This window comes from Nonomuraea sp. SYSU D8015 (assembly GCF_008065375.1).
Lineage (GTDB): Bacteria > Actinomycetota > Actinomycetes > Streptosporangiales > Streptosporangiaceae > Nonomuraea.
Window position 1 is genome coordinate 316,928 of sequence record NZ_VJYI01000008.1, and the last position, 25,501, is coordinate 342,428.

A 25,501-nucleotide genomic window follows, 5' to 3' on the forward strand; every position below is an offset into this window, starting at 1 on the left:
CACCGGCCCGGCGCCGGTAGAAACCCGGCGCCGCCGAAGGCCGCACCGGACCACACCCCGCCGGCACGGCGCCGGGACGAAGCCCGCGCGCCACCGGGCGCCGCGTCACACAACGACTCACCGGCCCGTCGGTCGGTGCCGGGAGGAAGCACGCGCACCACCGGAGGGCGCACCACTCAACGGCCCCTCGGTCGGCGCCGGGAAGAAGCACGCGCACCGTCGGAGGGCGCCGTGCGACGGCTCGCCGGTTGGTGTGCGGTGATGCCCGGGGGCGCCGATGGCGCGATCAGCCCTCGTGTCGATGGCGCGATCCGCCCTCGGCGCAGCGTCCCTTACATCCCGTCGGGCGGGGTCAGCGTGATTCCCAGGCGCGGACGCGGTCGCGATAGGTGCGGGCGGCGGCGCGGAGCTCGGCCTCGGCGTCCAGGCCGGCGGCGGCGGCGCGGCGGACCAGGTCGAACAGCTCCCGAGCCACCCCCTGCCCGACCCCGGCCGCCAGCGAATCGGGCGCCCCGGCGCGGTCGGCCCGGCGTAGGAGCTGCGCGGCCAGCGACAGCGCCGGCTGCCCCATGGGGACCCCGTCGAGCGCCGACCCGCTCCCCTTGGACGCCCGCTCGGCCGCCTTGATGGCCTCCCAGTTGTCGTTGACCTCGTCGGCGCTCTCGGCCCGCACCGAGCCGAACACGTGGGGATGGCGGCGCACCAGCTTCTCCACGATGCCGGCGGCCACGTCGTCCATGTCGAAGTCCTCGGCCACCCTGGCGTGGAAGACCACCTGCAGCAGCAGGTCGCCGAGCTCCTCCCGGAGCGCCGGGTAGTCGCCCTGCTCGATGGTCTCCAGCACCTCGTAGGCCTCTTCGAGCAGGTATGGCACCAGCGTCTCGTGGGTCTGCTTGCGGTCCCACGGGCATTCCGTACGCAGCCGGTCCATCACCGCCACGAGGTCGAGCACCCGCGCGCCCGGCAGGTCGTAGGACCCCGGCACGACCTCGATCACCGGCGGTTCGTCGAGTGCGATCGCCGCGTGCCCCACGGCCCGCATGAAGTCCTCGTCGGCCCCCTCGGACGTCGACCCCGCGAGCCAGACGACGGTCTCGCCGACCGCCCGCGCGGCCAGCGCCCGCGCGTCCGGCTCGACGACCTCGACGTCGATCCCGGCCTCGGCCAGGTAGGGCAGCTGCGGGTGCGCGGCCGCCCCGGTCAGCACCGGGCCGGAGCGCAGAGCCTGCCAGGCCTGGTGGCTGAGCAGCCCGGGGGCGACCCTGGGCGACGTGGTGACGAGGACCAGCGGCACGGGTCAGCCTTGCGCTTGCTGCTGCGCCGGCTCGGGGGTGAGCTTGCCGAACCTGCCGGTGTCCACGAAGATCCCGGGGTTCTCCTGCGAGCGCTGCGGGTTGAAGGCGCCGTAGCGGGGGTTGAGAACCGGCTTGATCGAGCTGAACTCCTGGCTCAGCCGCTGCTGCCCGCTCTCGCCGCCGAACTGCTGCTGCAGTTTCTGCAGGCCCACGATCGCCTTGCCCCAGTCACGCGCGTCGGTCGGCGCGACGCCCTGGGACAACAGGTTGATCTCGGGGGACCCGAACTGGCCCGGGTCCTTGAGCGCGTTGTCGATCTCCGTCTCGCTCGCGTTCACCTTGTAGCGCGCCATGAGCTGCTCGGTGACGGCGATGTTGATCAGGCGCTGCAGCACGACATGGCTGACCGGCACGCCGCCGAGGTCCGCCTCGGACAGCTTGGCCTTCTTCAGCGCCGCGACGTACGCCTCCGCGTCGGCGTTGACCTTGCTCACCGTGATGCGCTCGTTGCCCACCACGGCCGCGGCTCCGGCCTGCATGGGCGAGGAGCAGGCGGTCAGCGCGATGCCCACCGCGGCGGCGGCCACAGCCACTCGTATCGACTTCACATGCTTCCCTTTCCGACCGAAAAACCGCCGCTAGCTTACCCGTGCGGGCTCGAGGAACAGTGCCTCGACCAGGTCGCCGCACCATTTGAGCAGGTCGAGATCGCGAAGCGGCTGCCCGCCCAGCGGTTTCGTCTTGGGGACGGGCACCAGCAGCGTCTCCGCGGCCTGCTTGTAGATGGCCTTCTTGTACAGCCGCTCGAGGCGCACCTGCTGCGACTCCTTCAGCCTGGCCGGGCCGAACTTGATGTTCTGTCCCTGCAGCGTGACGTCCGTGAGCCCGGCCCGGCGGGCCTTGATCCGGAACCTGGCCACCTCCAGGAGGTTGTCCACCTCCGTCGGCGGCTTGCCGTAGCGGTCGGTGAGCTCGTCGCGCACCTCGTCGATGTCGCTCTCCTCGGCGATGGCCGCCATCCGCTTGTACGCCTCCAGCCGCAGCCGCTCGGAGGTGACGTAGTCGTGCGGGATGTGCGCGTTGATCGGCAGCTCCACCTTGACGTCGTGGAGCTCCTCCTTCACCTCGCGGCCGTCGAGCTTGGCCTTCTGCTCCTGCACGGCCTCGGCCATCAGCCGCACGTACAGGTCGAACCCGACGCCCGCGATGAAGCCGGACTGCTCGGCGCCGAGCACGTTGCCCGCGCCGCGGATCTCCAGGTCCTTCATCGCGACGTACATGCCCGCGCCCATCTCGGTGTGCTGCGAGATGGTGGCGAGCCGCTCGTGCGCGGTCTCGGTCAGCGGCTTCTCCGGCGGATAGAGGAAGTACGCGTATCCGCGCTCCCTGCCTCGCCCGACCCGGCCCCTGAGCTGGTGGAGCTGCGACAGGCCGTAGTTGTCGGCCCGGTCGACGATCAGCGTGTTGGCGTTGGGCACGTCGAGGCCGGACTCGACGATCGTGGTGGAGACGAGGAGGTCGTATTCGCGCTCCCAGAAGCCCACCATGATCTTCTCGAGCTGGTGCTCGTTCATCTGCCCGTGCGCCACCGCGATGCGCGCCTCCGGGACCATCTCCCGTAGCCGCGCGGCGACCCGGTTGATCGAGGCCACCCGGTTGTGCACGAAGAAGATCTGCCCGTCGCGCATGAGCTCGCGCCGGATCGCGGCGGCGATCTGCTTCTCCTCGTACGGCCCCACGAACGTGAGGATCGGGTGCCGCTCCTCCGGCGGCGTGAGGATCGTGGACATCTCGCGGATGCCGGTCAGGCCCATCTCCAGCGTGCGCGGGATCGGCGTGGCCGACATGGCCAGCACGTCCACCTGCGTGCGCAGGTGCTTCATGGCCTCCTTGTGCTCGACGCCGAACCGCTGCTCCTCGTCGATGATGATCAGCCCGAGGTCCTTGAACCTGACTTCGGGGCTGAGCAGCCGGTGCGTGCCGATCACCACGTCGACCGCGCCCGACCTGAGCCCTTCGAGCGTGCCCTTGACCTCGCCGTCGGTCTGGAAGCGGGAGACCGGCTTGACCGTGACCGGGAAGCTGGAGAACCGCTCGGTGAACGTCGACATGTGCTGCTGCACCAGCAGCGTCGTCGGCACCAGCACCGCGACCTGCTTGCCGTCCTGCACGGCCTTGAACGCCGCCCGCACCGCGATCTCGGTCTTGCCGTAGCCGACGTCGCCGCAGATCAGCCGGTCCATCGGCACGCCGCGCTCCATGTCGCGCTTGACCTCGTCGATGGCCGCGAGCTGGTCGGCCGTCTCGGCATAGGGGAAGGCGTCCTCCATCTCCCGCTGCCACGGCGTGTCGTCGCCGAACGCGTGCCCCGGCGAGGCCATGCGGGCCGAGTAGAGCCTGATCAGCTCCCCGGCGATCTCCTTGACCGCCTTCTTCGCCCGCGACTTGGCCTTGGCCCAGTCGGCGCCGCCCATGCGGTTGAGCGTGGGCGCTTCGCCGCCGACGTAGCGGGTGACCTCGTCGAGCTGGTCGGTGGGCACGTAGAGGCGGTCGCCCTTGGCGTATTCGATGACGAGGTATTCGCGCGTGGCGCCCTGCACCGTGCGCTGCACCATCTCGACGTAGCGGCCCACTCCGTGTTGCTCGTGAACCACGTGGTCGCCGACCTTGAGCTGGAGCGGGTCGACCATGTTGCGGCGGCGCGAGGGCAGGCGCCGCATGTCCTTGGTGGAGGCCTTCTGCCCGACCAGGTCGAGGTGGGTGAGCACGGCCAGGTTGGGGGTGATGAAGCCGTGCTCGATGAGGCCGGTCGTGACGTGGACGACCTTCGGCTCGGGCGCTTTATCCAGATATTTCTGCAGCCGGGCAGGCACGTCCACGCCCTTGAGCAGCTCCACCATGCGCTCGGCCGGACCGTGGCCCTCGCTGAGCAGCACGACCGCCTTCTCGTCGGCCAGCCAGCCCTTGATGTCGGCCAGCGCCTTGGCGGTGTCGCCGCGATAGGACTCGGAGTCCTGCGCGTCGAGCTCCACCCCGCCGCCGAACGGCGCCATGGTCCACCACGGCTGCCCCAGCGCGTCGGCGTGCTCGCGGATCTCCTCCAGCGTGCGGAACGCGGCCGCGCCCAGGTCGATCGGCGCCTCCCCGCCGGCCGCCGCGTTGATCCAGGAGGCCTCCAGGAACTCCTGCGAGGTGCGGACCAGCTCCTCGGCCCGCCCCCTGATCCGCTCGGGGTCGCACACGAACACGGCGGACCTGATCGGCAGGTGGTCGATCAGCAGGTCCATCTCCCCGGCCAGCACGGGCGCGAACGCCTCCATGCCCTCCACGGGAGTGCCCTCGGCGAGCTGGTCGAGCACCTCGGCCAGCGCCGGGTGCTCCTCGGCCAGCTCCCGCGCCCGGGCCCGGACCTCGTCGGTCAGCAGCAGCTCGCGGCACGGCGGCGCGAACAACCCGTCCTCGGCCGCCTCCAGCGAGCGCTGGTCGGCCACCTTGAACCAGCGGATCTCCTCGACCGTGTCGCCCCAGAACTCCAGCCGCAGCGGATGCTCCTCGGTCGGCGGGAACACGTCGAGCAGCCCGCCGCGCACGGCCACCTCGCCGCGCTTCTCCACCATGTCGACCCGGTGGTATCCGTTGGTGACGAGGGCGTCCACCACGTCTTCGAGGTCGGCGTCGTCGCCCGCGCGCAGCCTGATGGGCTCCAGGTCGCCCAGGCCCTTGACGACCGGCTGCAGCAGCGCCCGCACCGGGGTCACGATCACGCTGAGCGGCCCGGCCGCTGCGTCGCCCTTGACCGGGTGCGCCAGTCTCCTGAGCACCGCCAGCCGCTGGCCGACGGTGTCGCTGCGCGGCGAGAGCCGCTCGTGCGGCAGCGTCTCCCACGCCGGGAACACCGCCACCGAACTGGGCTCGATGAGGCTGGTCAGCGCCGCGGCCAGGTCTTCGGCCTCGCGGCCCGTCGCGGTGACCGCCAGCACGGTCCGCTGGTCGTGCCCGGCCAGCGCGGCCACGCCGAACGGCCGCAGCGCGGACGGCGCGATCAGCGCGACGTCGCCGCCCTCTTCGAGAGCGGCGGTCAGTTTCGGGTCGGCGCGAACAAGGTCAAGCAGTCCGGAAAGACTCATCAGATAAGCCCACAGCCCCACGACGGCAACACGATTACCCCCGGCCGTGTCAGGTCGCGGGGGTGTCCCTCACCAGACTACTCGGCCCGGGCCCTCAGCCGACGCGGTAACCAGGCACGGACGGCCACCGCACGGTGAGCACCGTGGAGTGCTCCTCGGCCCGCCACGAATGGTCGACGCCCTTGCCCCACACCACGTAGTCGCCCGGCTCGGACAACAACACGCTGCGGCCGGGCAGCTCGACGCGGAAGCGGCCGCTGATCAGCACGAGAAGCGCGGTGCGCTCCTCGCCGCGCACCCACTCGGCCCGCTCGTCCCCCGGCGGGTGCACGCCCCATTTGATCTCGACCTCGTCGCTGTGACGCGGATCGCCCGGGGATTTGAAGTGCCCGAGGAGCCAGCCGCGGTCACCGAGCGCGTCCCCCGCCGCGTTGCCCACGTAGATGCGATCGCTCACAGGCCAGGACGCTAGCAGGGAAATGCCTTACCGATACGGATGGAGTGACTACTGTAGGTGACATGTCAGAGGTGAGATCGGTCGCCCAGCGAGGCGATCTCTTCGGTCAGCGGATCCGCGAGCACTGGACCGGCCAGTACGGCAGACGGCTCGACGTGCTGGTCGCCGGCTGCGCGCACGATCAGCCGCCGCCGCTGGAGCGGATCGAGACCAGGGCCACCGGCGTCGACGAGGACCACCCCGCGATCAGGGCCGCGCTCGAGGAGCGGACCGACCTGGTCAAGTGGTCGCTGGGCGACCTGCGCAGCGTGCCGCTGGAGCACCGGGCGTACGACGTGATCCAGCTGTCGTTCCTGCTGGAGCGGGTCAGGCACGCCGAGCTCATCTTCGACCGCCTCCTGCAGTCCCTGCGCCCGGGCGGGCTGGTGCTGCTGCGCATGCGCGACCGCAGGTCCGCCTACGGCCTGCTGGACCGGATGACGCCGGCATGGCTGCGCCGCCTGCTGTGGCGGCCGCTCGTCGGCTCCGGCCCGACGGGGCCGCTGCCGGCCGTCTACGAGCCGCTGGCGTCGAGCGACGGCATGCACGCGTTCTGCCTGAGCCGCGGCCTCATGATCACCGACGATGTGCGGAACTCCAGCGGCCCGGCGCGCGCCAGCTGGATCGCCCGCGTCGCGATCAAGGCCGTCGCCAGGCTCACCAACGGCCGCTACCCCGACTCCCACGACGAGATCACGATGGTGATCAGGAAGCCGCAGCATCACTTCGCCCGGGTCATCTAGCGGCGTACCGACATCTCTCGGTAAACTCCTTCCCTACCAATTCAATCGGAATAGTTGGGATGTAGGAACCGTGGAGTGGACCCCCGAGCCGCACGAGCTCGCCGACCTCGAGCTGCTGCTCTCCGGGGCGTTCGAGCCGCTCGGCGGCTTCCTCGGCCACGACGACCTCCACGCGGTGCACGAGCGGGGCACGCTCGCCGACGGCACCCCGTGGCCCGCGCCCGTCACCCTCCGCCTGCCCGTCGAGGTCCACCCCGGCGACGAGGTCACCCTGCTGGACCCGGAGGGCCTGCCCCTTGCCGTCCTCACGGTGACCGCTCAGGAGGCCGACGGGCTGACCTCGGGCCCCGTCAAAGGGCTCGGCACGCCGGAGCACGGGCCGTTCGCGCGCCTCCGGCGCACTCCCGCCCAGGTGAAGGAGGAGCTCGGCGGGCGTCCCGCGCTCGTCGTGACCCTGCGGGGCCCCCTCGACGACCTCTCCGAGATCGTCGCCACCGCGAAGGAACTCGACGCGGTGATCATGCTGCTCGCCCTCTCGTACGGCGAGGGCGGGCCAGCGGTCGTCCGCACCGCCCTGCGCGCCAAGGAGCGGCTGCCCGAGGACACGCTCGTCGTCTCCGTGCCCCTGGCGCCGCGCGAAGAACCCGAGATCGACCTGGAGCTGCGCGAGCACGTCGCCACCGCCTACGGCGCGACCGAGCACCTGGCCGGACCCGAGCCGGTGAGCATCCCCGGCCCGCCGCACCGGCGCGGGCTCGTGGTGTTCTTCACCGGTCTGTCGGGCTCCGGCAAGTCCACCATCGCCCGCGGGCTGCGCGACGCGCTGCTGGAGCTGGGCAGCCGCACGGTGACCTATCTCGACGGCGACGTGGTGCGCCACCTGTTGTCCAAGGGCCTGACGTTCTCCAAGGCCGACCGCGACCTCAACATCCGCCGCATCGGGTTCGTGGCAGCCGAGGTGGCGCGCCACGGCGGGCTGGCCATCTGCGCCCCCATCGCCCCGTACGCGGCCACCCGCGCGGAGGTCCGCGAGATGGTCGAGGCGGTCGGCGCCGACTTCCTGCTGGTCCACGTCGCGACGCCGCTGGAGGAGTGCGAGCGGCGCGACCGCAAGGGCCTGTACGCCAAGGCACGCGCCGGCCTCATCCCCGAGTTCACCGGCATCTCCGACCCCTACGAGGAGCCGGACGACGCCGACCTGGTGATCGACACCACGCACATCACGATCGACGCGGCCGTCTCCCAGGTGCTGGGGACGCTGCGGTCTGGAGGTTGGGTCCGTTGATCGATTTCCCCCTGATCGCCGGGTCCTTTCTCGTCGCGATCGTCGTCGGGCTGACCGGCATGGGCGGCGGCGCCCTCATGACGCCGATGATGATGCTGTTCTTCAACGTGCCACCGCTGGCCGCGGTCTCCAGCGACCTGGTCGCCTCGGCGGTGATGAAGCCGGTCGGGAGCGTGGTGCACCTGCGCCGGGGCACGGTCAACCTGCGCCTGGTGGGGTGGCTGTGCGCCGGATCGGTGCCGACCGCGTTCTGCGGGGTGTTCGTGGCCCGGGCGTTCCCGGTGACCGACGGCGTGAAGTACGCCCTGGGCGTGGCGCTGCTGCTCGCCGTCGCGGGCATGGTGCTGAAGGCGTTGCTCGGTCAACGGGGCGGGACGTCGAGCGCGCACGAGATCGTCGTGCGCCCGATCCCCACCCTACTGGTCGGTATGGTAGGGGGCCTGGTGGTCGGCGTCTCCTCCGTCGGCTCGGGATCGCTCATCATCGTGGCCCTGCTCGTGCTCTACCCGGCGCTCAAGGCCAACCAGCTCGTCGGCACCGACCTGGTGCAGGCCGTGCCGCTGGTCAGCGCGGCGGCGCTCGGCCACCTGCTGTTCGGCGACTTCCAGATGGACCTCACGGTGTCGCTGCTCATCGGCTCGATCCCGGGCGTCTACCTCGGCGCCAGGATCTCCTCGCGCGCCCCCGGCGGCCTGATCAGGGCCATGCTGGCGATCGTGCTGCTCGCCTCCGCGCTCAAGCTGCTCGACGTGGACAACACGCTCACCGTCTGCGCGCTGGTGATCGCAGTGGTGGTCACCGTCGTCGGATGGCGGGTCAAGGTCGCGGGACGCGGGTCGAGCGAAAGTAAGGATCTCGCGCGAGCCGGCTGAACGCCCGGTCCGCCGCCTCGTTGGAGTCGAAGCTGGTGTCGCCGCGCGGCGCCCGCGGCGAGTCGAAGTACACCAGCGCCTTGATCTGCGGATAGCGCTTGATCTGGCGGCGTACGGACTCGTAGAACTTCCGCTTGAACCCGGGATCGTGCGGCCGCTCGAACACCCCCCACTCGGCCACCATGACCGGCTTGCCGGGAAAGCGCAGTTGCATCCACCGGTAGAAGCCGGGCCAGTGCGCGTACTCCTCACGGGTCTTGTTGACCAGCCCGTCGAAGTCCTGGACCCGGTCGTCGGCGTACGGGTCCATCGCCACCCAGTCGACCACGTCGTCGCCCGGGTAGAGCTCCTCGAACCAGGGCTGGGCCGCCCAGTTGGGCGCCCCCATGTACGTCATGACCATGACGGCGTTCCGCACGCCCCGGTCGCGCAGCCGGAGCACGATGTGCCGGTACATCGCGGCGTAGTCGGCGGCCCGCATGCCCGACCCCGGCGAGTCGTCCACGTCGTTCTCCGGCTCGTGGTGGATGGTGAGGAAGAACCGTTCGGGGAACGTGCGCCTGAGGTAGCCGGCCAGCCGGTCGATTCTGGCGTCCAGCGCGCCGTCGGCGATCTCGGCCCACGTGTGGTCGAACGACGGCTTCCAGTTGATCATGAGCAGCCGCGGCCGCGCCGGGTCCCGGGCCAGCCTGAGCTCGGCGTCGGTGGGGAAGAGCTCGCTGCCCCGGTGATAGACGTGCAACACGTCGGCCGTGGCGCCCATGCGCTCCTCCGCGCCGCGCAGCGCCTCGTCGACGGGAACGCCGGTGAAGACCTCGGGCGCCAGCCCCCACCAGGCGCCGCAGGAGGGGATGAGCCTGGAGGTGGCCGTGCACGTCGGCTCCACCGCGATCTCCTTGACGGGCGTGCCTACCGGCGCCCGCGCGCTGGACTCCTCGGCGCCGGTGCAGGCGGCCAGGGCCGCCACCACGACCAGCCCCGTCGTCTTGTGAGAAATTCCCCGTAGCTGCAAAGCCGTCCAACCCCCTTGTCGAAGGACTGAGCTGGCCGACAAGAAACCTGCTCGTCAGACTGCCGCCCCACCGTGGCGCCCGGCCAAGACCGTAGCGGCAGTCCGCTTCGCAGATTTCTCATCGGTCTCCTGAACCTTGCCATGCCATTCCCGAATCCGCAGTTCGTGCTGGGAAAACAGCTCGCCGGAATTTTCGGGAATTTCGTTTTATGTAGGCCCTTCTTTCCTGCCGTACAGGAGAAAATCTTGCATATTCGGCCTGGGTGCTGATCGTCCGGCCTATAGTGGGCGCACACCTCGGCACGTGACGCTGCGTCGTCGTCCGACGACAATGCGCACACCATCCAGGAGACCTCCCCCATGAGCCAGTCGCCGGACGTCCAGGCGCGCCGCCCCGGCGCCGACCTGGAGGAGCATCTCTCGCTGCTGCGCAGGCGGTGGCTGCTCCTCGTGGGCTGCGTCGTGTTCGGCGGCACGGCGGGGCTCGCGCTGATGCGACTCACCCCGCCCGCCTACACCGCCACCACGCAGGTGCACGTCATGCCGGTGGGCCCCCAGGAGCCGGGCAACCAGGTCACCCCGCGCCAGCGCGAGCCGCTCAACCTCGACACCGAGGCCCAGGTCGCGCAGTCGGCCGTGGTGGCCGCACGGGCCGCCAAGAGCCTGGGGATCGACGCGGCCGAGCCGGTCGAGGTCTCGGTGCCGCCCAACTCGGCGGTCCTGCTGATCTCGGTGACCGCCGCCGACCCCGACGTCTCGGCCGCCCAGGCGCACGCGTACGCCGAGGCGTACCTCGCCCACCGGCGTGAGAGCGCGCTGGCCGCGCTCGCCGAGCAGCAGCAGGCGGTGCTGGCCAAGCTCAAACAGGTCAACGCGAGCCTCGACACCGCCATCAGAGGGCTCGGCCGCCTCGCCAAGGGCAGCCCCGAGCGGGAGATCGCGCTGCAGCGGCGGGGTGTGCTCAACCGGCAGGCCGCCAATCTCGCGCTCAAGTACGACGCGCTGCGCACGGTCGCCGTGACCCCCGGCGCGATCATCGGCCGGGCCGCGCCGCCGACCGCGCCCAGCTCGCCCAGCCTGCCCCTCTACCTCGGCACGGGCCTGATGGCGGGCCTGCTGGCCGGCTCCGCCGCCGCCTACGCCCGCGACCGCCTCGACACGCGGCTGCGCACGGCCGCCGACGTCGAGCGGCTGACCGGCCTGCCCGTCCTGGGCGACCTGTCGCCCCCACGCGACCCCGACGTGCTGCACGAGCTGGCCTGCGCCGTGGTCGCCGCCTGCCCGGGCAAGCGACTGCTGGTCAAGACGCTGCCCGCGGACCTCCGCGCCGCCTCGCCGGCCGAGCCGCTGGAGGTCGGCACGCCGCTGTCGGTGCTCGACGGCTCCGACGTGCGCGACCTGGCCAGGGCGGACGCCGCCCTGCTGGTGGTGGGGCTCGGCCGGGTCACCGCGGAGCGGGTCGCGGCCGCCGTGCGCCGGCTCGGCCGGCACGACGTGCCGATCATCGGCGTGGTCACGGCCGCCGACGCGCCGCCGTCATTCGTGCCGCTGCCCGAGCCGCGCCCGCACACCCCGCTCGGCAAGCTCGTCGCGACCGGCGAGTTCGGGGTGAGCATGTCGGCCGAGACCACGCCCATGCAGGCGTTGCACCAGTCCCCGCCCGGCCGGCCGACGTGAGAGGACCGGCCTGGCCCGTCGCGGCGCTGCTGGTCGGCTATCCGGTCTGGTGGGCGCTCGGGTTCGGCGGCCTGTCGGTGATCGTGCTCGCTGTGCCGATGGCCGTGCTGCTGTGGCGGCGCAGGCCGATCAGGGTCCCGCCCGGGTTCGGGCTGTGGCTGTTGCTGCTGGCGGGCTATCTGGTGAGCGCGCTGATGCTGGCCGAGATGCCGCCGGGCACGTACGGCGAGCTCGGCCCCGGCCGGATCATCGGCTACGCCATGCGACTGGCGCTCTACGCGGCCGTCCTCGTCATGGTGCTCTATCTGGGCAATCTGACCGAGCGCGAGCTGCCGCAGCTGCGCCTGGTGCGGTGGCTCGGCGTGCTGTTCGTCACGACGGTCGCGGGCGGGCTGCTCGGCGTGTTCCTGCCCGGGTTCTCCTTCACCTCGCCGGTGGAGTGGCTGCTGCCCAGATGGCTGGGCGACAACCCGTTCGTCCAGAACCTCATCCACCCCACCGCGGCGCAGACGCAGAAGGTGCTCGGCTACGCCATGCCCAGGCCGGAGGCGCCGTTCGAGTGGGCCAACGCGTGGGGCAGCAACGTGTCGGTGCTGCTGATCTGGGCCGTGGTGGGGTGGTGGGTGTACGGCGGGCCGCGGCACCGGCTGTTCGTGGCCGTGACGATCGCCCTGGCCGCGATCCCCGTCGTCTACTCGCTCAACCGCGGTCTCTGGATCGGCCTGGGCCTGGCCGTGGTCTATCTCATCGTCCGTGTGGGCGGGCGCACCAGGGTCGCGCTGTGCGCGGCGGTGGCGGCGGGGGCGCTGGCGTTCGCGCTGAGCCCGCTCGCGGCCCTGTTCGCGCAGCGGCTGGACAAACCCCACTCCAACGACATCAGGGCCTTCACCGTCACCGCCACCCTCGCGGCGGCCGCGCACTCGCCGGTGATCGGCTACGGCAACACCCGCAACGCCCTGGGCAACCACCGCACGATCACCACGGGCAAGACCGAGTGGTGCACGGGCTGCGGGCATCCGCCGCTGGGCAGCGACGGGCAGCTCTGGCTGCTGATCATCACGCAGGGGTTCACCGGCGCGGCACTGTACATCGCGTTCTTCGCCGGCGCGATCCGTCGCCACTGGCGCGACCGCACGCCGATCGGGCTGGCCGGAGTGCTGGTGATGGGCCTCGTACTGCTCTACATGTTCGTCTACGACGGCCTGGTCACGCCGCTCGGCCTCTACCTGATCTCGTTCGCCCTCTTGTGGAGGAACCCATGAATGACGCCGCCGTCCGCCTCGACTACCTCGCCGAGACGGTCAGGCTGCTCTATCCGGGCTCCGGCTCGCCCCGGGCGTACACCCTGCTGCCGCACGCCGCCATGCCCCGCAGGCTGGCGCCGCGCCGCTGGTGGCACCTATGGTCCCGGGTCGTGGTGCCGGCCGAGGGGTCCATCGCGGCGTACCTGAGCGAGGTCTTCGGCAGGCCGGTCGAGACTGTCCTGCACGTGCGCCCCGCGCGGCGGGCCAATCGCAAACCCCTCCTGGAGGCCCGCTCCGGCGGGCGGCGGCTGGCGTTCGTGAAGATCGGTGACAGCGCGCGGGCCCGCGAGCTGATCAATGCGGAGGCGGCGGCGCTCCGCAGGCTGGCGGGGCTCGGGCTGAAGACCGTGACCACGCCCGGCGTGCTGCACCACGGCGACTGGCGCGGGCTGGCGGTGCTGGCGTTGTCGCCGCTCCCGGTGCCGATGCGGCGGCGCCGCGCACCGCGCCCGCTGCTGATGAGCGCGATCGAGGAGATCGCGGGCACGGGAGAGGCCGGCCCTGCCTGGCACGGTGATTTCGCACCGTGGAACATGTGCCCTGGGCCCGACGGGCGGCTGCTCGTGTGGGACTGGGAGCGGTACGAGATCGGCGTGCCGTTCGGGTTCGACGCCGTGCACCACTTCTTCCAGCGGTCGCTGCGCAGGATGCGCCCGCCTGCCGCCGCCCGTGCGTGCGTGGCGCAGGCCGCGCGCGAGCTGGCGCCTCTGGGCCTGTCGGCGGCCGTGGCCAGGCAGACCGCGCTGCGCTACCTCATCACCCTGGCCCACCGGCACGCCTCCGACGGCCACGCGCCGCTCGGCCCGCCGGAGACCTGGCTCAATCCGGCCGTCGACCCCGAGGAGCTGCTCACATGAAGACGATGAAGCGGTCGGCGCTGTCGCTGTCGCGGAGCGCGGGCAGGGTCACGGCGGGGGCGCGGATGCTGCCGTCGTTCCTGATCGCGGGGGCGCAGCGGTGCGGCACCACGTCGATGTACCGGGCGCTGGCGCAGCACCCGCTGCTGCTCAAGCCGGTGCTGCACAAGGGGGTCCACTACTTCGACGTCGCCTACTGGCGCGGGCTGTCCTGGTATCAGGGGCATTTCCCGCTGCGGGTCAGCGCGGCGCTGCTCGGACACCGGTACGGCGCCCGCGCGCAGGCGTTCGAGTCGTCCCCCTACTACCTGTTCCATCCGCTGGCCGGCGAGCGCATCGCGGCCGATCTGCCCGGGGTGAAGCTGATCGTGCTGGTCCGCGATCCGGTCGAGCGCGCCTGCTCGGCCCACGCCCACGAGCTGGCCCGCGGCTACGAGACGGAGTCGCACTTCGAGTACGCGATCGAGCTGGAGTCGCGGCGGCTGGCGGGGGCCGAGGAACTGCTGCGCCAGTCACCGTACGCGCTGCACCGCTCCCACCGCCACCACGCCTACCTGGCCCGGGGCCGCTACGCCGACCAGCTCGACCGGCTGGAGCCGTTCTTCGGGCCGGACCGGATCCTGGTGCTGGACAGCCACCGGTTCTTCGAGGACCCCGAGCAGGTCTACGACCGGGTGCTGGAGTTCCTGGGGATGCCGCATCTGGGCTATCCCACGTTCGAGCGGCACAACGGCCGGTCGTTGCCGCGGCCGGTGCCGCCGGCGCTCTGGCGGGCGCTGCGGGACCACTTCGAGGCGTACGACGCGCGGCTGGTGCGGTGGCTGGGCGAGGAGCCGTCGTGGCGGCGGTGACGCGGGTTCCCGCGAGGGTGGCGCGGGGCGGGATCGCGGGCGTGGCCGGGGCGGGGCTCTCGGCGCTGGCGCAGTTCGTGCTGGTGGTGATCGTGACCAGGGCGTTCACCGCGGCAGAGGCCGGGGGGTTCTTCGCGGTGACCGCCGTGGTGCTCATGGCGGCGGGGATCGCCAAGCTGGATGCGGGCAACGGGCTGGTGTACTTCATCGCGCGAGCGGAGACGTACGGCTATCGCGGCATTTCTGGATATATCCGGGCGGCGCTCGTGCCCTGCGCGGTGATGGCGTGCGTGGCCTCGGTCGTCCTCTACCCGCACGTGGGGATGGTCGCGGCGGTCCTGCCGGTCATGGTGCTGGGTGACGTGCTCCTGGCGGCCACCCGGGGCTTCGGGAGCATGCGGGCGACGGTGCTCCTGGACGGGGTGCTGCTGCCTGCCGCGCAGCTCGTCCTGGTCGCCGGCGTGGCCGTGGCGGGGGCGGCCGAGTGGCTGCCGGTGGCGTGGGGGCTGCCGTACGTGCCGGTGCTGGTCCTGGCGGCGGCCGGGCTGCGGGGGCGGGTGCCGCGGAGCCCGTACCTGCCGGGGACGGGACGCGACCTGTGGCGGCACACCGCTCCGCGGTCGCTCGCCGGAGCGATCCAGGCGGTGTTCCAGCGGGTGGACGTCGTGATCGTGGCCGTGCTGGCCGGGCCCGCGCAGGCCGCCGTCTACACGGCCGCCACGCGGTTCAAGGTCGTCGGGCAGCTGGCCAACCAGGGGCTGGCGCAGGCCGCGCAGGCGCGGCTGGTCGCCGCCCTCGCCGACGGGGAGCCGGCGCGGGCGAGGGAGCTGTACCAGACCACGACGGCCTGGCTGGTGCTGCTGACGTGGCCGGTCTGGCTGGCGTACGCGGCGCTGGCGCCGTGGCTGCTGCGCCTGTTCGGTCCCTCGTACGCGTCGGCGGCGCCGGTGGCGCTCGTGCTGGCCGGAACCATGATGGTGGCCACCGCCTGCGGGATGGTCGACGTCGTGCTCACCGCCGCCGGGCACACCGGGGCGAGCCTGCTCAACCTGCTGGCGGCGGTCGCCTGCACGCTGGCGCTCGACCTCGCCCTCATCCCCGCGTACGGGGCCCTGGGCGCGGTCGCCGGCTGGTCGGGCGGCGTGCTCGTCAAGAACCTGCTCCCGCTGTGGCAGCTCCACCGCCGCTACGGCCTGCGCCCGTTCGGCCGCCACACCCTGGCGGCGGTACGCCTGCGTACGTGGGCGGCGGCATGACGGCCCCAGTCCTGGTGACCGGGCTGCCGAGGAGCGGCACCAGCTGGACCGGCAAGATGCTCGCGGCCGGCGGCGAGCTGATCTACGTCAACGAGCCCCTCAACCCCCAGCATCCGCCCGGCCGCTGCCCCGGTGTGCTGCGGGCCGAGGTGACCCACAGGTTCCAGTACATCTGCGACGACAACGCGGACTCCTGGTTGCCCGCCTTCCGCGACACGGTCGCCCTGCGTTACCACTGGCTGGCCGAGCTGCGCGCGAACCACTCCCCTTACGACCTGGCCCGCCTGCTCCGGTACGGCACTGCCTTCGCGTACGGCCGCCTGGCCGGGCGGCGGGCGCTGCTCGACGACCCGTTCGCGGTGCTCAGCGCCGGCTGGTTCGCCCGGCGGCTCGGCTGCAGGGTGATCGCGCTGGTGCGTGACCCGGTGTCGTTCGTGGCGAGCTGGCGGCGGCTCGGCTGGACGGTCGGCTTCCGCGAGCTCCTGGACCAGCCGCTGCTGGTACGCGACCACCCTGAGCTGCTGACCCTCGACGACTCACAGGACGCCGTCGCCAAGACGGCCGCCCTGTGGCGGGTCACCCACACGATCCTCGGCCGGACGCCGGGGATTCTGCTCACGTCGTACGAGTCCCTGGCCGCCGATCCGATCGCGGGCTTCCGCCGCCTGTACGCCTACGCGGGCCTCACCTGGACGCCGGCCGCCGAACGCCGCATCGCCAGGGCGTGCACCGGCCCCGCGCGGGAGGGGGGTTTCCGCTGGTCGGGCCTGTCCCGTACGGCGTACCGGCGGATGGACTCCCGCCGAGCGCTCGAGGGTGCCGCCCGCGGCCTCAGCCCCGAGGACGCGGCCCGCGTGCGTGCCCTGGCCCTGCCGCGAACCACCCTGCCGTGAGCCGCTCGGCCGTGAACCCACCCGCCCTGAGCCGCTCGGCCAGGCTCCGGCCCAGCAGCCGCACGGCGAACGGCAGGTCGTCGACCAGGTAGCGGCGTGCCAGCCGCCCGGGCTCGCTGCCGAGCCGGAACGCCCACTCCAGCCCCGCCCGCCGCATCCACTCCGGCGCCCGGGGGGCCGTCCCCGCCGCGAAGGCGATCGCCGCCCCGCAGCCCAGGAACCACGCGCCGGGCAGCCCTCCCCGCAGGTCGGCGATGAGCCGGTCCTGGCGCGGGAAGCCGAGCCCCACGAAGACGAGCCGGGGGCGCGCGGCGATCACCTTCCGCCGCACGAGGTCGCGTCCCGCCGGGGTGGTGTCGAAGCCGTAGGGCGGCGCGTGGGCACCGCAGACCCGCAGTGCCGGGAAGCGGCTCGTGAGCTCGCGGGCGGCCTGCTGCGGAGCGCCCTGGGGGCCGCCGAGCAGGTATACCGGCCAGCCCCGGCGGGCGGCCAGCTCGCTGAGCGCCCAGATGAGGTCGGCGCCGGTGACGCGCTCCGGCAGCGGCGTGCCGAGGATCCTGGCGGCCCACACCAGGGGCATCCCGTCGGCCACCACCAGCTCGGCGGCCCACACGAGCTCCATGAGCGAGGGATCGGCGGTGGCGAGCCGGCAGATGTCGACGTTGGGGGTGACGATGTGGCCGCCCCGGCCCGCCTCCAGCGCGGCGGCGACGCGGCGCACCACCTGCTCCTCGGTGAGCGCGTCCACCCCGACGCCGCCCACCCGCGTCCGCCCGTCTGCGGCCGCAGGCTCGTGCTGGTCGACGGAGGCTCCGGTCTCGGGCGCGGGCTCGGGACGTGAGGGGGTCGAGTGGCCGGTTGCCGCCTGTGACGTGCTCAAATGCCGTGCCCCCGGTTGTGCAGCATCGAGACCACGGCGCGGGCGGGGACGAGCCCGGCCGCCACCGCCAGCGCGATCGGCGCGCGGGGCTCGCCGAGGCGGGCCGCGAACGTGCGCAAGGCCCAGCGGGCGGCCTCGCGCCGGTGCCCGAGCGCGGCGTGACCGAAGGCCAGTTGGCCGTAGACCCGCGCCGCGCCGCGCGAGTCCACGGCCAGCTCGGGGTGCCGGGCGAGCATCCAGTCGAGCCCGGCGATGCGGTCCGCCCAGCGGGCGGCGTAGTGGGATCCGCCCCACCGCACCCGGACCAGCGGCCGGTCGACGTAGGCGATCGGGCGCCGCTTGGCCGCGCGCAGCGCCAGGTCCCAGTCTTCGTTCTGTCCTGCGGGCGCGCTCTCGTCGGCCCACAGCCGGCCGCGCTCGAACAGGAACGTCGAGGAGTGGACCATCACCATGCGGGAGCGTACGAGATCGGCCGCGGTGACGGCGGGGACGCCGGCGAGCCTGGCCACGCGGTGGCGCCCGTGCTCGACCTCGATGCCGCAGCTGGCGAACTCGGCGCCGTCCCGAAGCGCCTGGACCTGGGCGGCGAGCTTGCCGGGCAGCCAGACGTCGTCGTCGTCGCAGAAGGCCACGAGGTCGGTGTCGCAGGCGTCGACGCCGGTGTTGCGCGCTCCCGGAAGGCCGGGTGTGCGCGAGTTGGGGAGCACCCGGACGGGGCCGGACACGCCGGCGAGTTGCGCCGCGACGTCCCGGCATGCCGTGCCATCCGGTGGGGCGCCCTGCTGGGCCGGGACATCCACCGGAACGCCCTCTTGGGCCGGGGTGTCCACGACGACCACCACGGAGACCGGCCAGTCCTGGGCCAGCGCGGCCTCGACGGCCTCGCGCAGCGGGACGGGGCGGTCGCCGCGGGTCGGGATCACCACGCCGACGGGCCTCACGCCGCCACCCCCCAGTATCCGTACCTGACCCTGAGCGGCCACGTGAGTGTGTTGACCACCCGCCGGTCGCCGTCGCCCAGCCCCGTCGCCCACGAGTCGTCACGCCGCAGCTCCACGCGTCCCACGTGGAAACGCATCGGGTTGCCGGAGACGGTGTGCGAGGGCCCGAGCCAGGCGGTCCGGCCGTCCACGAACGGGAGCTCCGGCCCGGCGGCCAGGCCGAGCTCGCGGGCCAGCGCCGTGAGCGTGGGCCCGGGGTCGGCGAGCAGGTCCTCGTAGCGGACGGTGGTGACCCACGCCCCACGCCGTGCGAGCAGCTCCAGCGCGGCGTTCTGGGCCGTCCAGTGCAGCGCCGTGCGGGCGGGCCCCCAGCGGGTCATGGGCCGCCCGTCCTCGGGGCGCGCCACGGTCCTGTCCCACGAATGGGCCACGGCCCGCGGGTCCCTGACCACGTGGACCACGCGCACGTCCACGCCGCAGGTCACCAGGCAGCAGGCCAGCGAGGCGTGCTTGCTGGAGTCGATCACGACCTGGGCGTCCGTGGCATCGTAGAGCAGCCGGTAGGCCCGCGCGTATTCGGCCAGGTCGGGGTGGGCGATGCGGGCGATCCTGCGGGTGCGGTCGACCCGGTACCGCAGCGCCAGGACCCGCTCCGCCAGCCGCCTGCTCCACCCGCCGAACGCCCGCTCCCCCACCTGCCGCCAGAAGGCGCAGGCGGGAAAGGGCACGCCGCACCCGCAGAGCTCCTCCGCGAGCACTCCGCGCTCCCAGAGGTGCACGACCTCACCGAGCGCGACCACGCCCGGCAGCTCGCCGAGGAGCCTTTCGAGCAGCGTGGTGCCGCTGCGGCCCAAACCGCCGAGGTAGATCACCCGGGTGGTGCTTGCGCGATCGGTCACGGAGTCGGGCTTTCGCGTCGTGAACACGGAACGCGAAGACCCTAGCGCGGAGCGTTACCAGAGGGTCGGTGAACTGCGAAAAGATCTACCGTTCAGCGCACGTCCATGATCATGCCGGCGGCGACCGTGCCGTTGGTGGCCTCGTCGATCAGGATGAACCCGCCCGTGAGCCGGTTGCGGCCGTAGTCGTCCACGAACAGCGGCTGGGTGACCCGCAGCGACACCCGGCCGATCTCGTTGAGGCCGAGCGACGTCGCCTCCTCGTCCCGGTGCAGGGTGTTGACGTCAAGCCGGTAGTGCAGGTCGCGCACCAGGGCGCGGGCCGTACGGGTGGTGTGCTTGATCGTCAGCTTGGAGCGCGGCGTCAGCTTGAGACCGTCGGTCATCCAGCAGACCATCGCCTCCAGCTCCTGCGCCACGTGCGGCTGGTTGTTGGGCCGGGCGATCATGTCGCCGCGCGAGATGTCGATGTCGTCCTCGAAGCGCAGCGTCACCGACATGGGTGGGAACGCCTCCTCCACCGGGCCGTCGAACGTGTCGATCGAGGCGATCCGCGTGGTCAGCCCCGACGGCAGGTGCACGACCTCGTCGCCCGGCTTCAGGACGCCGCCGGCGACCTGCCCCGCGTAGCCGCGGTAGTCGTGGAAGGCGTGATCGGTGGCGCGCTGGGGGCGGATGACGTACTGCACGGGGAAGCGCACGTCGGTGAGGTTGCGGTCGGAGGCGATGTGCACGTTCTCCAAGTGGTGCAGCAGCGACGTGCCCTGGTACCACGGCGTGTTCTCCGAGCGGGAGACCACGTTGTCGCCGTGCAGCGCGGAGATCGGGATGAAGGTCAGGTCGGCCACGTTGAGCTTGGAGGCGAACGCCGTGAACTCCTCCCTGATCTCCTCGAACCGCTCCTGCGAGTAGTCCACCAGGTCCATCTTGTTGACGGCGAGGACCAGGTGCGGCACGCGCAGCAGCGAGGTCAGGAACGCGTGCCGGCGCGACTGCTCCAGCACGCCCTTGCGGGCGTCGATGAGGATGATCGCCAGGTCGGCCGTGGAGGCGCCGGTGACCATGTTGCGGGTGTACTGGATGTGGCCGGGGGTGTCGGCGATGATGAACTTCCGGCGCGGCGTCGCGAAGTAGCGGTACGCCACGTCGATCGTGATCCCCTGCTCCCGCTCGGCCCGCAGCCCGTCGGTGAGCAGCGACAGATCGGTGTATTCGGTGCCCCGGTCGCGCGAGGTCCGCTCGACGGCCTCGAGTTGGTCCTCGAAGATCGCCTTGGAGTCGTAGAGCAAGCGTCCGATGAGGGTGGACTTGCCGTCGTCGACGCTTCCCGCGGTGGCAAAGCGAAGAATGTCCATTAGAAGTAGCCCTCTCGCTTGCGGTCCTCCATGGCGGCCTCGGAGGAGCGGTCGTCGGCCCGGGTGGCCCCGCGCTCGGTGATCCGGGTGGCCGCGATCTCCTCGATGATCTCCTCGACCGTGGCGGCCGTGGACTGCACGGCGCCGGTGCAGGTCATGTCACCCACGGTGCGGTAGCGCACCACGGCCTCGAACAGCGGCTCGTCCTCGCCGCGCTGCACCACGTCGGAGTCGGGCAGCAGCATGCCGTCGCGCTCGAAGACCTTGCGGGTGTGGGCGAAGTAGATGGAGGGGATCTCGATGCCCTCGCGCCTGATGTAGTCCCAGACGTCGAGCTCCGTCCAGTTGGACAGCGGGAAGACGCGGATGTGCTCGCCCTTGCGGATGCGCGCGTTGTAGAGGTTCCACAGCTCGGGGCGCTGGTTCTTCGGATCCCACTGGCCGAAGTCGTCGCGGAAGGAGAACACGCGCTCCTTGGCGCGCGCCTTCTCCTCGTCGCGCCTGGCGCCGCCGAACACGGCGTCGAACTCGTGCTCCTCGATGGCGTCCAGCAGCGTGGTGGTCTGCAGCCGGTTGCGCGAGGCGCGCCGCCCGGTCTCCTCCACGACGCGGCCCTGGTCGATGGAGTCCTGAACGCTGGCCACGATCAGGCGAGCGCCCAGCTCGGCGGCGCGGCGATCGCGGAACTCGATGACCTCGTCGAAGTTGTGGCCGGTGTCGACGTGCATGAGGGGAAACGGGATGGCCGCGGGCCAGAACGCCTTCTCCGCGATGCGGAGCATGACGATCGAGTCCTTGCCCCCGGAGAAGAGCAGACACGGACGCTCGAACTCGGCCGCCACCTCGCGCATGATGTGGATGGCCTCGGCTTCGAGTACGTCGAGCTGCGACGTCGTGTAGTCGCGCTGGAGCATGGGAGCTTCCTCCGGCGTTTAGCGGTGCAGGTCCCGAATCCCGGCGAGCAGGGATGCCGCCAGCTCCGGTAGGGAAACCAGAATATCCGGTAGTGACGGGTCGGCTTGGTTGTAGGTGAGCGCCGCGCCGTCGATGCGGCTGGCGTGGGCTCCGGCGGCCAGGGCGACGGCGACCGGCGCGGCGGAGTCCCATTCGTACTGGCCGCCGGCGTGCACGTACGCCTCGACCTCGCCGGTGAGCACGGCGGAGATCTTGGCCCCCGCCGAGCCGATCGGCACCAGGTCGGCGCCCAGGAGATAGGCGAGCTTCTGGACGAACTCCGGCGGCCTGGTGCGGCTCACCGCGATGCGGAAGCGGCCGCCGTCGAAGGCGGGCGGCTTGGGCGGCTCGGCGGTGGTCAGCGTGCGCCCCTGGGCGGGCAGCGCCACCGCGCCCGCGGTCAGCCGGCCGCCCTCCCACAGCGCCACGTGAACGGCCCAGTCGGCCCGGCCCTCTGCTGCGCCTATGGTCGCGCTCCCTACGGCCCCGTCTTGGTCACGCAGGCTGCCGCTTCCGGGGCCTACTCGCCGCTCCGCGAACTCACGGGTGCCGTCGAGCGGGTCCACGATCCACACCCGGTCGGCCTTGAGCCTGCGCGGGTCCAGCCGCTCCTCGCGGGTGGCCTCCTCCGACAGCACGCTGTCGCTGGGCCGCAGCCGGGCCAGGGACTCCATGAGGAAGACGTGGGAGGCCCGGTCGCCCTCGGCCTTCAACGCGGGCTGATCGCCGAACCCCAAGCGCTCGCGAATCCGCAGCAGTCTCTCGCCTGCCTCGGTCGCCAGGTCGGCGGCGAGCGCGTGGTCGTCGCGAATCGTCATCAATATGCTCCTTGCCCGCGGGCGACGGCCGACCAGGTTTTCCACAGGATCTGCAGGTCCAGCGTGAGGGACCAGTTCTCCACGTAACGCAGGTCGAGACGTACGGATTCCTCCCAAGATAGGTCAGATCTACCACTCACCTGCCACAGCCCGGTCAACCCGGGGCGTACGAGGAGCCGTCTACGCACGTCGTCACCGTAACGCGCGACCTCCTCCGGCAGCGGCGGCCGGGGTCCCACGAGGGACATGTGGCCGAGCACGACGTTGATCAGCTGGGGCAGCTCGTCGAGCGAGTGGCGGCGCATGCGGGCGCCGAGCGGCGTGACCCGCGGATCGTTACGAATTTTGAACAGCACCCCGTCGCGGTCGCTGACCAAGGTGACCTTCTGCTGCTCGGACCCGCGCCGCATGGTGCGGAACTTCAGGATCGTGAACAGCCGCCCGTCCTTGCCCACCCGCGTCTGCCTGAACAGCGCCGGACCGGGGCTCGTGGCCCGCACCGCGATCGCCAGCCCCGCCATCAGCGGCGCCAGCAGGACCAGGAGCGCGGCGGCCACCAGCCGGTCGAAGACGTTCTTGATCAGCTGTCTGGCTCCCGTCAGCTCGGGATGCTCGACGTGCAGGAGCGGCAATCCGGCCGCCGGCCTGATCATGGTGCGCGGCCCCGCCACGTCCATCAGCGCGGGGGCGACCACGAGCTCGGTGCGCGTGCGCTCCAGCCGCCAGGCCAGCCGCCGCAGCGCCTGCCCGTCCATCTCGGGGCAGGCCAGCACGGCCACGGTGTCGGCATCGTGCTGGTCTACGGCGATGGGCACGTCGCTGAGGTCGCCGGCGACCGGCACGTCGGCCACCCGCTCGCCGGGGGCGGCCCCGGGCAGGCAGGCGGCCACGACCTCCATCCCGTGGTGGCGTTCCCTGCGGAACAGCCGCACCAGCTCGGCGATCGAGGTGGCGTGGCCGACCGCGACCACCCGGCGCATGCACTGGCCCGCGGCCCTGCGCCGGTGCAGCGAGCGGCGCAGCGCGTACCTGAAGACCAGGGTGAGCAGCGTGACCAGGGGCAGTGCGAGCACCACGTAGCCGCGGGCGACGTCGGTCTTGGTCACGTAGGACCCGATGGCGGTGCCCGCGGTGAGCGCCACGCCGGACTGCAGGATCCTGCGGAACTCCTCGGAGCCGACCCCGATCATGCGCGGCTCGTACGCCCGGTGCAGCGCCACCGCACACGTCCACACCACCGGCAGCGCCAGGCTGACCAGCAGGTACGGCAGCACGTACGGCGTGAGCCCGCCGAATCTGACGCCGAACGCGATCGCCGACGCGATGCCCGCCCCACACAGGTCGGCCGCCAGGGCCTGCCGGCGATAGGAGTGGATCCAGGCGGGAGTGCGGGGGCTGGCCCGCCAGGAGGCCACATGGCCGGATCTGACGACGGTCATGAGCCCCTCACCGCGAGCCTCGTCGCGCACGCACGCCTCCAGGTGACCATTCCCGTACGGACAGTCACAGATGGTAGCGGCGGGAAAGGCGGCGAACCGGCGAACGGCTCAATGCGGTGATCAGCGAGGAGGGCCGGAAATGTGCAGATCAGCCCGGTGGTACTCGTTCTGGGTGGCCTCCAGGCCGCGGGCCATCAGCGACTCCACGACGTCGGCCGCCCGGTCCACGAGGAACGGCAGATCCTTGCGCTCCGCAGTGGCGAAGTCTTTGAGCACGTAGGCGGCTGCGTCCATGCGGCCGGGCGGACGCCCGATGCCGAAGCGGACCCGCAGGTAGTCACGGGTGCCGAGGACCTTGGTGATCGACCTGAGGCCGTTGTGGCCGTTGTCGCCGCCGCCGAGCTTGGCCCGCAGCGCGCCGTAGGGGACGTCGAGCTCGTCGTGGACGACGATCAGCCGCTCCGGGCCGATCTTGTAGAAGTCGGAGAGCGCCTTGACGGGCCCGCCGGACAAGTTCATGTACGTCAGCGGCTTGGCCAGGATGGCGGCGCGGGTCTCGCACACCTCGGCCCGGCTCTTGTGCGCCTTGAACCGTCCGCCCGCCCTGGCGGCCAGCTCGTCGAGCACCATGAATCCGGCGTTGTGCCGGTTGCCGGCGTATTCGGGCCCCGGGTTGCCCAGTCCGGCGATCAGCCAGCGGTCCATACGCCCCCCTCGTACGAGAGCGGGGCGGCCGCCAACCGGCCGGCCCCGCGTGGAGCGGAGCGGCCGGCGTGGGACACACCCCGCGTGAGAGCGGGGCGGAAGGCATCGGCTCCACCCCGCAGGAGAGCGGGGCGGCTCGTGCCGGCCACCCCGCATGAGATCACTCGGCGGAAGCCTCGGCGGCCGGAGCCTCGGCGGGAGCCTCGGCGGCCTCCTCGGCGGCCTCCTCGGCCTCCTCCGGCGCCTCGACCGGCTTGGCGATGACCTGGAGGATGACGGTCTCGGGGTCGGCGGCCAGCGTGGCGCCCTGCGGCAGCTGGAGCTGGCCGGCGGTGACGGCGGTGCCGACCTCCAGGCCCTCGACGTCGACCTCGACGCCGGTCGGGATGTGGGTGGCCTCGGCCTCCACGGCCACCTGGACGAGCTGCTGGTCGAGCAGGCCGTCGGGGTGGACGTCGCCGACGGTGGTGACCGGGATCTCGACGGTGACCTTCTCACCGCGCTTGACCAGGAGCAGGTCGACGTGCTCGACGAAGCCCTTGATCGGGTCGCGCTGCACGCCCTTGGGCAGCGCCAGCTCGTCGACGCCCTCGCCCTTGAGGCGGATCAGGACGTTGGGCGTGCGGAGCGCGAGCAGGACCTCGTGGCCCGGCAGGGTCAGGTGCATGGGGTCGATGCCGTGCCCGTAGAGGACGGCGGGCACCTTGTCGGCGCGGCGGATCTTGCGAGCGGCGCCCTTGCCGAACGTGGTGCGCGGCTCGGCGGCGATACGTACTTCGGACACGACATCTCCTAGGGATGCATCGGGGATTCGGTGTGTTGAGCGCTCTCCCTCACCCGCC

The 25,501-nt window shown here is 72.0% G+C and carries 23 protein-coding genes; 9 read left to right on the forward strand and 14 right to left on the reverse strand.

The window, feature by feature from the left end; genetic code table 11:
* Positions 1-352: 352 nt before the first annotated feature.
* The 4 genes from ID574_RS31605 to ID574_RS31620 all read right to left on the reverse strand — a co-directional run bounded on the left by ID574_RS31605 (position 353) and on the right by ID574_RS31620 (position 5,879).
* Positions 353-1,294, reverse strand: a complete 942-nt coding sequence (locus ID574_RS31605; RefSeq protein WP_188192629.1) for a nucleoside triphosphate pyrophosphohydrolase — start codon at positions 1,292-1,294, stop codon at positions 353-355.
* A 3-nt stretch (positions 1,295-1,297) separates the two neighbouring features.
* Positions 1,298-1,903: a SurA N-terminal domain-containing protein gene (locus ID574_RS31610; RefSeq protein ID WP_188192630.1), complete on the reverse strand. Its 606-nt coding sequence runs from the start codon at positions 1,901-1,903 to the stop codon at positions 1,298-1,300.
* Positions 1,904-1,933: 30 nt separating this feature from the next.
* Complete coding sequence (gene mfd / locus ID574_RS31615) at positions 1,934-5,422, reverse strand: transcription-repair coupling factor (protein ID WP_188192631.1); 3,489 nt, start codon at positions 5,420-5,422, stop codon at positions 1,934-1,936.
* A 94-nt stretch (positions 5,423-5,516) separates the two neighbouring features.
* Positions 5,517-5,879, reverse strand: a complete 363-nt coding sequence (locus tag ID574_RS31620) for a cupin domain-containing protein (RefSeq protein WP_188192632.1) — start codon at positions 5,877-5,879, stop codon at positions 5,517-5,519.
* 62 nt (positions 5,880-5,941) lie between these two features.
* Between ID574_RS31620 and ID574_RS31625 the strand changes: the two genes are divergently transcribed.
* The 3 genes from ID574_RS31625 to ID574_RS31635 all read left to right on the forward strand — a co-directional run bounded on the left by ID574_RS31625 (position 5,942) and on the right by ID574_RS31635 (position 8,818).
* Positions 5,942-6,661, forward strand: a complete 720-nt coding sequence (locus ID574_RS31625; protein WP_188192633.1) for a class I SAM-dependent methyltransferase — start codon at positions 5,942-5,944, stop codon at positions 6,659-6,661.
* A gap of 70 nt (positions 6,662-6,731) precedes the next feature.
* The gene (gene cysC, locus ID574_RS31630) at positions 6,732-7,946 is read left to right on the forward strand and encodes an adenylyl-sulfate kinase (protein ID WP_188192634.1); all 1,215 of its coding nucleotides are present in this window, start codon (positions 6,732-6,734) and stop codon (positions 7,944-7,946) included.
* Positions 7,943-8,818 (forward strand): sulfite exporter TauE/SafE family protein, encoded by an 876-nt coding sequence (locus ID574_RS31635; RefSeq protein WP_223167257.1) that lies wholly within the window; start codon positions 7,943-7,945, stop codon positions 8,816-8,818. The genes cysC and ID574_RS31635 overlap by 4 nt, the downstream gene beginning before the upstream one ends.
* Here the strand turns inward: ID574_RS31635 and ID574_RS31640 are convergent.
* Positions 8,763-9,830, reverse strand: a complete 1,068-nt coding sequence (locus ID574_RS31640; protein WP_188192635.1) for a glycoside hydrolase family 26 protein — start codon at positions 9,828-9,830, stop codon at positions 8,763-8,765. The genes ID574_RS31635 and ID574_RS31640 overlap by 56 nt on opposite strands.
* A 360-nt stretch (positions 9,831-10,190) precedes the next feature.
* Between ID574_RS31640 and ID574_RS31645 the strand changes: the two genes are divergently transcribed.
* From ID574_RS31645 to ID574_RS31670, 6 genes are read left to right on the forward strand one after another with little or no spacing between them, the layout of a single operon-like run.
* Positions 10,191-11,507 carry a Wzz/FepE/Etk N-terminal domain-containing protein gene (locus ID574_RS31645; RefSeq protein ID WP_188192636.1) on the forward strand — a complete coding sequence of 439 codons (1,317 nt, stop codon included), beginning with the start codon at positions 10,191-10,193 and terminating at the stop codon, positions 11,505-11,507.
* Complete coding sequence (locus tag ID574_RS31650; protein WP_188192637.1) at positions 11,504-12,769, forward strand: hypothetical protein; 1,266 nt, start codon at positions 11,504-11,506, stop codon at positions 12,767-12,769. Before ID574_RS31645 ends, ID574_RS31650 begins: the two co-directional genes overlap by 4 nt.
* Positions 12,766-13,668, forward strand: a complete 903-nt coding sequence (locus ID574_RS31655; RefSeq protein ID WP_188192638.1) for a hypothetical protein — start codon at positions 12,766-12,768, stop codon at positions 13,666-13,668. Before ID574_RS31650 ends, ID574_RS31655 begins: the two co-directional genes overlap by 4 nt.
* Complete coding sequence (locus tag ID574_RS31660; protein WP_188192639.1) at positions 13,665-14,519, forward strand: sulfotransferase domain-containing protein; 855 nt, start codon at positions 13,665-13,667, stop codon at positions 14,517-14,519. Before ID574_RS31655 ends, ID574_RS31660 begins: the two co-directional genes overlap by 4 nt.
* Positions 14,507-15,775 carry a lipopolysaccharide biosynthesis protein gene (locus ID574_RS31665; protein WP_223167258.1) on the forward strand — a complete coding sequence of 423 codons (1,269 nt, stop codon included), beginning with the start codon at positions 14,507-14,509 and terminating at the stop codon, positions 15,773-15,775. The genes ID574_RS31660 and ID574_RS31665 overlap by 13 nt, the downstream gene beginning before the upstream one ends.
* Positions 15,772-16,668 carry a sulfotransferase gene (locus tag ID574_RS31670; protein WP_188192641.1) on the forward strand — a complete coding sequence of 299 codons (897 nt, stop codon included), beginning with the start codon at positions 15,772-15,774 and terminating at the stop codon, positions 16,666-16,668. Before ID574_RS31665 ends, ID574_RS31670 begins: the two co-directional genes overlap by 4 nt.
* On the opposite strand, the gene ID574_RS31675 is transcribed toward ID574_RS31670, so the two are convergent.
* The 9 genes from ID574_RS31675 to ID574_RS31715 form a co-directional block, all read right to left on the reverse strand.
* Positions 16,607-17,548, reverse strand: a complete 942-nt coding sequence (locus ID574_RS31675) for a WecB/TagA/CpsF family glycosyltransferase (protein WP_223167259.1) — start codon at positions 17,546-17,548, stop codon at positions 16,607-16,609. The two genes, ID574_RS31670 and ID574_RS31675, sit on opposite strands and share 62 nt — an antisense overlap.
* A complete protein-coding gene (locus ID574_RS31680; protein WP_188192642.1) occupies positions 17,545-18,489 on the reverse strand; it encodes a glycosyltransferase family 2 protein in 945 nt (314 codons plus the stop codon). Before ID574_RS31680 ends, ID574_RS31675 begins: the two co-directional genes overlap by 4 nt.
* On the reverse strand, positions 18,486-19,388 hold the full coding sequence (locus ID574_RS31685) for a sulfotransferase (protein WP_188192643.1): 903 nt from the start codon (positions 19,386-19,388) through the stop codon (positions 18,486-18,488). The genes ID574_RS31680 and ID574_RS31685 overlap by 4 nt, the downstream gene beginning before the upstream one ends.
* Before the next feature lie 92 nt (positions 19,389-19,480).
* The gene (gene cysN, locus ID574_RS31690) at positions 19,481-20,743 is read right to left on the reverse strand and encodes a sulfate adenylyltransferase subunit CysN (RefSeq protein ID WP_188192644.1); all 1,263 of its coding nucleotides are present in this window, start codon (positions 20,741-20,743) and stop codon (positions 19,481-19,483) included.
* Entirely contained in the window at positions 20,743-21,657 is a 915-nt protein-coding gene (cysD, locus tag ID574_RS31695) for a sulfate adenylyltransferase subunit CysD (RefSeq protein ID WP_080045072.1), read from the reverse strand. Before cysD ends, cysN begins: the two co-directional genes overlap by 1 nt.
* Positions 21,658-21,675: 18 nt before the next feature.
* A complete protein-coding gene (locus tag ID574_RS31700; protein WP_188192645.1) occupies positions 21,676-22,515 on the reverse strand; it encodes a 3'(2'),5'-bisphosphate nucleotidase CysQ in 840 nt (279 codons plus the stop codon).
* Entirely contained in the window at positions 22,515-23,954 is a 1,440-nt protein-coding gene (locus tag ID574_RS31705; protein ID WP_188192646.1) for a sugar transferase, read from the reverse strand. The genes ID574_RS31700 and ID574_RS31705 overlap by 1 nt, the downstream gene beginning before the upstream one ends.
* A gap of 120 nt (positions 23,955-24,074) precedes the next feature.
* Positions 24,075-24,659, reverse strand: coding sequence for an aminoacyl-tRNA hydrolase (gene pth / locus ID574_RS31710; RefSeq protein WP_188192647.1), 585 nt, complete (start codon positions 24,657-24,659; stop codon positions 24,075-24,077).
* Positions 24,660-24,819: 160 nt separating this feature from the next.
* On the reverse strand, positions 24,820-25,443 hold the full coding sequence (locus tag ID574_RS31715) for a 50S ribosomal protein L25/general stress protein Ctc (protein WP_188192648.1): 624 nt from the start codon (positions 25,441-25,443) through the stop codon (positions 24,820-24,822).
* Between the last annotated feature and the right edge of the window lie 58 nt (positions 25,444-25,501).

Excerpts from the sequence above, each read along its gene's own strand:
- ID574_RS31700 (WP_188192645.1), bottom strand. The coding sequence starts at position 22,515 with ATGACGATTCGCGACGACCACGCGCTCGCCGCCGACCTGGCGACCGAG.
- ID574_RS31670 (WP_188192641.1), top strand. The coding sequence starts at position 15,772 with ATGACGGCCCCAGTCCTGGTGACCGGGCTGCCGAGGAGCGGCACCAGC.
- ID574_RS31655 (WP_188192638.1), top strand. The coding sequence starts at position 12,766 with ATGAATGACGCCGCCGTCCGCCTCGACTACCTCGCCGAGACGGTCAGG.
- ID574_RS31625 (WP_188192633.1), top strand. The coding sequence starts at position 5,942 with ATGTCAGAGGTGAGATCGGTCGCCCAGCGAGGCGATCTCTTCGGTCAG.
- ID574_RS31705 (WP_188192646.1), bottom strand. The coding sequence starts at position 23,954 with ATGACCGTCGTCAGATCCGGCCATGTGGCCTCCTGGCGGGCCAGCCCC.
- cysD (WP_080045072.1), bottom strand. The coding sequence starts at position 21,657 with ATGCTCCAGCGCGACTACACGACGTCGCAGCTCGACGTACTCGAAGCC.
- ID574_RS31645 (WP_188192636.1), top strand. The coding sequence starts at position 10,191 with ATGAGCCAGTCGCCGGACGTCCAGGCGCGCCGCCCCGGCGCCGACCTG.
- cysN (WP_188192644.1), bottom strand. The coding sequence starts at position 20,743 with ATGGACATTCTTCGCTTTGCCACCGCGGGAAGCGTCGACGACGGCAAG.
- mfd (WP_188192631.1), bottom strand. The coding sequence starts at position 5,422 with ATGAGTCTTTCCGGACTGCTTGACCTTGTTCGCGCCGACCCGAAACTG.
- pth (WP_188192647.1), bottom strand. The coding sequence starts at position 24,659 with ATGGACCGCTGGCTGATCGCCGGACTGGGCAACCCGGGGCCCGAATAC.
- ID574_RS31660 (WP_188192639.1), top strand. The coding sequence starts at position 13,665 with ATGAAGACGATGAAGCGGTCGGCGCTGTCGCTGTCGCGGAGCGCGGGC.